The organism is Bergeriella denitrificans NBRC 102155 (genome assembly GCF_001592185.1).
Lineage (GTDB): Bacteria > Pseudomonadota > Gammaproteobacteria > Burkholderiales > Neisseriaceae > Neisseria > Neisseria denitrificans.
Genome location: NZ_BCWL01000149.1, coordinates 1 through 5,578, shown reverse-complemented (window position 1 = coordinate 5,578; position 5,578 = coordinate 1). Strand labels below are relative to the sequence as shown.

The 5,578-nt window shown below is 54.7% G+C and carries 5 protein-coding genes; 3 read left to right on the top strand and 2 right to left on the bottom strand.

The genetic code is table 11. The annotated features are described in order from the left end of the window. Positions 1-102: 102 nt before the first annotated feature. Positions 103-561 (bottom strand): ProQ/FINO family protein, encoded by a 459-nt coding sequence (locus tag BDE01S_RS07970; RefSeq protein WP_066079858.1) that lies wholly within the window; start codon positions 559-561, stop codon positions 103-105. A 413-nt stretch (positions 562-974) separates the two neighbouring features. Beyond that, complete coding sequence (aroC, locus tag BDE01S_RS07965; protein ID WP_066079855.1) at positions 975-2,072, bottom strand: chorismate synthase; 1,098 nt, start codon at positions 2,070-2,072, stop codon at positions 975-977. Between the two features lie 324 nt (positions 2,073-2,396). Here aroC and BDE01S_RS07960 point away from each other — a divergent pair, with 324 nt between their 5' ends. From BDE01S_RS07960 to BDE01S_RS07950, 3 genes are all read left to right on the top strand, one after another. Further along, on the top strand, positions 2,397-2,906 hold the full coding sequence (locus BDE01S_RS07960) for a DUF1440 domain-containing protein (protein ID WP_066079850.1): 510 nt from the start codon (positions 2,397-2,399) through the stop codon (positions 2,904-2,906). 74 nt (positions 2,907-2,980) lie between these two features. Further along, positions 2,981-4,339, top strand: a complete 1,359-nt coding sequence (locus tag BDE01S_RS07955) for a cytochrome ubiquinol oxidase subunit I (protein WP_066079848.1) — start codon at positions 2,981-2,983, stop codon at positions 4,337-4,339. After that, complete coding sequence (locus tag BDE01S_RS07950) at positions 4,339-5,334, top strand: cytochrome d ubiquinol oxidase subunit II (RefSeq protein ID WP_066079845.1); 996 nt, start codon at positions 4,339-4,341, stop codon at positions 5,332-5,334. The genes BDE01S_RS07955 and BDE01S_RS07950 overlap by 1 nt, the downstream gene beginning before the upstream one ends. The last annotated feature ends 244 nt before the right edge of the window (positions 5,335-5,578 follow it).

Sequence of the window (5,578 nt, the reverse complement as noted above, 5' to 3'; positions counted from 1 at the left end):
CTCCGACTATATATAACCGAGAGCTGTTCGGGATAAGCGAAGGCCGTCTGAAAATAAATTTGTGTTTTCAGACGGCCTTGTTTGCCTGGATACGGCAGGGTCTTATCCGGCTGCGGTTTCTGCGCCGGCGGGTGTTTCTGCGGTTTCGGCAACGGGTGTGTCGACAGGTGCTTGTCCGGCGGCTTTGGCGGTTTGGCGTTCGGCTTGGGTGGCAAGGGCTTGTTGGACGGCGGGGTGTTGTTGGGCGATGGCTTGTTCTTCGGGGCTGACTTCGCCTTTGAAGCGGTTGTTCAAGTCAAAGCGTTTGCCGCCGCGTGCCAGTGCTTTGAGGTAGCGGGGGCGGCGGCAGTGGTTGGCCAGTACGCGGGCAATCAGTGCGGGGTCGTATTGGGGCAGGGCGGCGGCGAGGTCTTGGTCGATGCCGACGGCCAGGGGTTTGAAGCGTTTGAATACGTCGTATTTGCCGTAGATGTGGTCGGCAATCATGTCGGTCTGTTTCTTTTTGCTCATGGTTTGGACGGCGGATTTCAGTGCGGCGCCCAAAGCGGTTTCTTGTGTCATGTCTGTCATATTCCTGTTGAAGGCTGCCCGGCTGTTGCTTGCCCGGCGGCGGGATGGTTTTTCGCCATTTTAGTATAAAGGGCGGATTTTGGCTAAGGGTTTGTAGGGTCTGTTTGGTATAGTCGGTGAAATTATAGCCATTCAACTTCAAAATCATGCGTCGTTAACTCGCCTTGCTGTACTACCTGTACTATCTGCGGCTCGTTGCCTAGTCTGATTTGAATTTGAACGGCTATAAATTTTGCTACAAGGCGGCGAGCCGCAGACGGTATCAATATCGTCAAGTTCCCAAGAAGCCTTAATATGTAGGCGGGGCTTTGGCCTGGCAGCAGCAAGGTTTTGCTGGGCTGAAGCCCAGCCTACGCGTTTCGGTTTTTGTGTGTAAAGCTGCCCGCGTCCCGCTTGTTTCGGCCTTAATCCAATCGTGCGATGTCGGGCGTATTGACGCTGACGCCGGTGTTTTGGGCGCGGTGGCGCAGGGCGTGGTCCATCAGGACTAAGGCGAGCATGGCTTCGGCTATGGGGGCGGCGCGCAGGCCGACGCAGGGGTCGTGGCGGCCGTGGGTGGCGATTTCTACGGGGTTGCCGTCGATATCGATGCTCTGACGCGGTGTGGCGATGGAGCTGGTCGGTTTGATGGCGAAGTTGGCGGTGATGGTTTGGCCGGTGGAAATGCCGCCGAGGATGCCGCCTGCGTGGTTGGATTTGAAGCCTTGCGGGGTGAGTTCGTCGCCGTGCACGCTGCCGCGTTGCGATACGACATCGAAGCCGTCGCCGATTTCTACGCCTTTGACGGCGTTGATGCTCATCAGGGCGTGGGCGATGTCGGCGTCGAGACGGCCGAAGACGGGTTCGCCGAGGCCGACGGGGATGTTGCGTGCTTGGATGTGCAGTTTGGCGCCGACGCTGTCGAGTGATTTGCGTATGCTGTCCATGTAGGTTTCGAGTTCGGCGATTTGCGAGCGGTTGGCGGCGAAAAACGGGTTTTCTGCGATAAAGGCTTCGTTTTCGAAGGTGATTTTGTGTTCGCCTACTTGTGTGACCCAGCAGATGATTTCGGTGCCGAATCGGGCTTTCAGCCATTTTTTGGCGATTGCGCCGGCAGCTACGCGCGCGGCGGTTTCGCGGGCGGAGCTTCTGCCGCCGCCCCGGTAGTCGCGGATGCCGTATTTGTGCCAGTAGGTGTAGTCGGCGTGGCCGGGACGGAATTGGCGGGCGATGTTGCCGTAGTCTTTGCTGCGTTGGTCGGTGTTGCGGATGAGCAGCGCAATGGGGGTGCCGGTGGTTCGGCCTTCGAATACGCCGGAGAGGATTTCGACTTCGTCGGCTTCGCGGCGTTGGGTAACGTGGCGGCTGGTACCGGGTTTGCGGCGGTCGAGGTCGGTTTGGATGTCGGCTGCTGCGAGGGGGAGGCTGGGAGGGCAGCCGTCGATGATGCAGCCGAGTGCGGGGCCGTGGCTTTCGCCGAAGGTGGTGACGGTGAAGAGTTGTCCGAAGGTGTTGCCTGCCATGTTCTGCTCTGTAAAGGGTTGTGGGAAGTGGGGGGATTTTAGCATAAAAGGCCGTCTGAAAAAGGCGCGGCGGTATGGTTGCTTGTCGGGCGGTTTGGGAATGGTTGTGTGCGGGGATTATGTAATTTTATTACCAGGGTTTAAAAAAGATGGATTTTTAGTATTTTAATATCATTTTTTTTTTGGAGTTTTCATGGATGTATGTTTTATATCATTAAAAATATAAATGCTATGGGTTTCTGCATATCTGCAACAGAAGGTGCATGGTAAAATAAGAAGGAAATTTGAAGGTTTATTACGTTTGGATGAATAAGGAGTTTGAAAATGTCGGGATTGTTTGTGCGCACTAATCCGATGAACCGCCGTTTGGCTGTGGCGGTGTTGGTCGGTATTGCGGGCGGTATTTTGTCGGCTATGGTGAAGTCGGGTTTTGAGGATATTGTGCCGCCGCGCCTGCCGGATGCGGTGCCGCCTCCTATCGAGCTTTTGCAGATGATGGGTTTGGATGCAGCGAAGATGACTTATACTTGGCTGAAGCAGGCGGTGAATTACGGCGGCAACGGGGTGCATTATCTTTTTTCTGTTGTGTTTGCCGTGTTGTATTGTGCGGCGGCTGAGGTTTTTCCTAAGGTGAAGATGGCTTGGGGCTTGGTGTACGGTTATGCGGTGGCGTTCGGTTCGCATTATGTTGTGTTTCCGCTGATCGGTTTGCCTGTTGATTTTACTGTCGAGGGGTTTGTGTCGGAGTGTATCGGTACGGCTTTGTGGATGCTGTGCATTGAAATCGTCCGCCGTGATTTGCGCAACCGTTGGACGGGGCTGCCGGACGCGTAAGCGGCAAACGGGCTTGTGTTGTTGTCGGTAGCTTGTCAGAATCTGTATTTTTCAATTTTTTTAGAAAGTATTATATGGACGCACTTTTGCTCAGCCGCCTTCAGTTTGCGGTGAACATCAGCTTTCATATTCTTTTTCCGGCCATTAATATTGCTTTGGCTTGGTTTGTGGTGTATTTCCGCTACCAGGCGGGCCGGCCGGGCGCGGATCGGAACGGTTGGCTGCAGGCTTACCGCTTTTGGGCGAAGGTTTTTGCTGTGTCTTTCGCTGTGGGGGTGGTGTCGGGTGTGACGATGAGTTTCCAGTTCGGTACGAATTGGCCGGGCTTTATGGAAAGGGCGGGCAATGTGGCGGGGCCGCTGCTCGGTTATGAGGTGCTGACGGCGTTTTTCTTGGAAGCGGGCTTTTTGGGCATTATGCTGTTCGGACGCGAGCGTGTGAGCCAGCGTGTGCATATGGCGGCTTCGGTGATTGTGGCGGTCGGTACTTCGATTTCGGCTTTTTGGATTTTGGCGCTGAATTCTTGGATGCAGACGCCGCAGGGCCATTGGGTGGATGCGGACGGTGTGATTCATGTGGCGGATTGGTTTGAGATTATTTTCAATCCGTCGTTTCCTTACCGGTTTTTCCATATGGTGACGGCTTCGGTGCTGACGGCTTCGTTTTTGGTCATCGGTTTGTCGGCTTGGCAGGTGTTGAAGAAAACGGCGAATGCGGCAACGCCGCGCGTGTTGAAAACGGGTTTGACTGTTGCTGCGGTGGCGGTGGCGGCGCAGATTTGGATTGGTGATGCGCACGGTTTGAATACGAAAGCGCACCAGCCGGCCAAACTTGCGGCGATTGAGGCGGTGTGGGAAACGGAAAAACCGGTGCCGCTGACTTTGATCGGTTGGCCGAACGAACAAACCAAGCAAACCGATTATGCGGTGAAAATTCCGTATCTCGGTTCTTTGATTTTGACGCACAGTTTGGACGGTGAAATCAAGGGTTTGGCGGAGTTTGAAGACCATCCGCCCGTGGCGCCGGTGTTTTTTGCTTTCCGCATTATGGTGGGCATGGGGCTGCTGATGCTGGCGGTCAGCTGGTTCGGCTGGTGGCGGATGCGCCGCTGCGGCTGGCAGCCGGAGCGTTTGCCGCGCTGGTTGCTGAAAACTTTTGCTGCCATGACGTTTGCGGGCTGGGTGGCGACTTTGGCCGGTTGGTATGTGACGGAAATCGGCCGCCAGCCGTTTTTGGTGGAGGGGGTGCTGCGTACTGAGGATGCGGTGACCCGAATCGTGCCGGCCGGCGATATCGGTTTGACGCTGGTGATGTATATTGTGTTGTACGGTGTGATGCTGGTTTCTTATGTGGCGGTGTTGAAGCATATGGCGGAACATCCGGAATATGAAACGGTAAGCGGCCGTCATGAAATCGGTAAAGGAGAGCGATAATGGATTGGGCTTATTGGCTGCCGCTGGTATTCCTCGGCCTGCTGGGTTTTGTGATGACGGTGTATGTGCTGCTCGACGGTTTTGATTTGGGCGTGGGCATGTTGATGCCGCGCGCGCAGGCTGACGAGCAGAATGTGATGGTCGGTTCTATCGGGCCGTTTTGGGATGCGAATGAGACGTGGCTGGTTTTGGGGGCGGGGGTTTTGTTTATTGCGTTTCCTAAGGCGAATACGATTGTGTTGGGTAATCTTTATCTGCCGGCGACTTTTATGCTGTTTTGCCTGATTGTGCGCGGCGCGGCGTTTGATTTCCGCGTGAAGGCCGACGATCATCATAAGGATTTGTGGAATATTGCTTTTATGATGGGCTCGGCAGGCATGGCGTTGACGCAGGGTTGGATGCTGGGGCGTTATGTGACGGCTTTCGGTACGGAGGTGTCGGATTATCTGTTTGCTTTGGGGATTATGCTGACTGTGCCTGCCGTGTACACTTTGCTGGGGGCGTGCTGGCTGCTGGCGAAAACCGAAGGCGCGTTGCAGGCCAAAGCCCGAACATGGGCGAATCAGGCTTGGTGGCCGGTGGCGGTGTGTCTGCTGCTGATTTCGCTGGCTACGCCTTATATCAGCCATGATGTGTTCGGGCGTTGGTTTACGCTGCCGAATATGTTTTATCTGGCGCCGGTTCCGCTGCTGGCGGGGGTGTTTATGCTGCGGGTCAAGCAGCTTTTGCGCCGTGAAGACACGCAGTCGCTGCGCTTTTGGCAGCCTTTTATACTGGTGGCGTTGTCGCTGGTGTTGTGCGCATTAGGCTTGGGTATCAGCCTGTTCCCCTATGCCGTTATCGGCCGCTTGGATGTGTGGGAGGCCGCCGCTTCCACGCCGACTTTGGCCGTAACGTTGATTGGCGTGTCGGTAACCGTGCCGTGTATTATTGCGTACAGTATTTTTTCTTATTGGGCGTTTAGGGGAAAGGCGAGCAATTTGAAATACGGTTAAAGGTTTATCGGTTTGGTAAAGGCCGTCTGAAAATATGGATTTTCAGACGGCTTTTTTTTGATGGTTGTGCTGCTTATTTTGCAACTGTATAGATAGACGTAGGACGGGCATCCTTGCCCGTCGCTCATTCATAGAAAGAGATAAACCTGTCAGTTAACGGCTTTTTCTTTGCCTTGCGGCAAAGCGACGGGCAAGGATGCCCGTCCTACTTTTATAGTCGGAGAAATTACACTCTGATACAAGG

Coding starts and splice junctions, on each gene's coding strand:
- BDE01S_RS07970 (WP_066079858.1), bottom strand. CDS start 561: ATGACACAAGAAACCGCTTTGGGCGCCGCACTGAAATCCGCCGTCCAA.
- aroC (WP_066079855.1), bottom strand. CDS start 2,072: ATGGCAGGCAACACCTTCGGACAACTCTTCACCGTCACCACCTTCGGC.
- BDE01S_RS07960 (WP_066079850.1), top strand. CDS start 2,397: ATGTCGGGATTGTTTGTGCGCACTAATCCGATGAACCGCCGTTTGGCT.
- BDE01S_RS07955 (WP_066079848.1), top strand. CDS start 2,981: ATGGACGCACTTTTGCTCAGCCGCCTTCAGTTTGCGGTGAACATCAGC.
- BDE01S_RS07950 (WP_066079845.1), top strand. CDS start 4,339: ATGGATTGGGCTTATTGGCTGCCGCTGGTATTCCTCGGCCTGCTGGGT.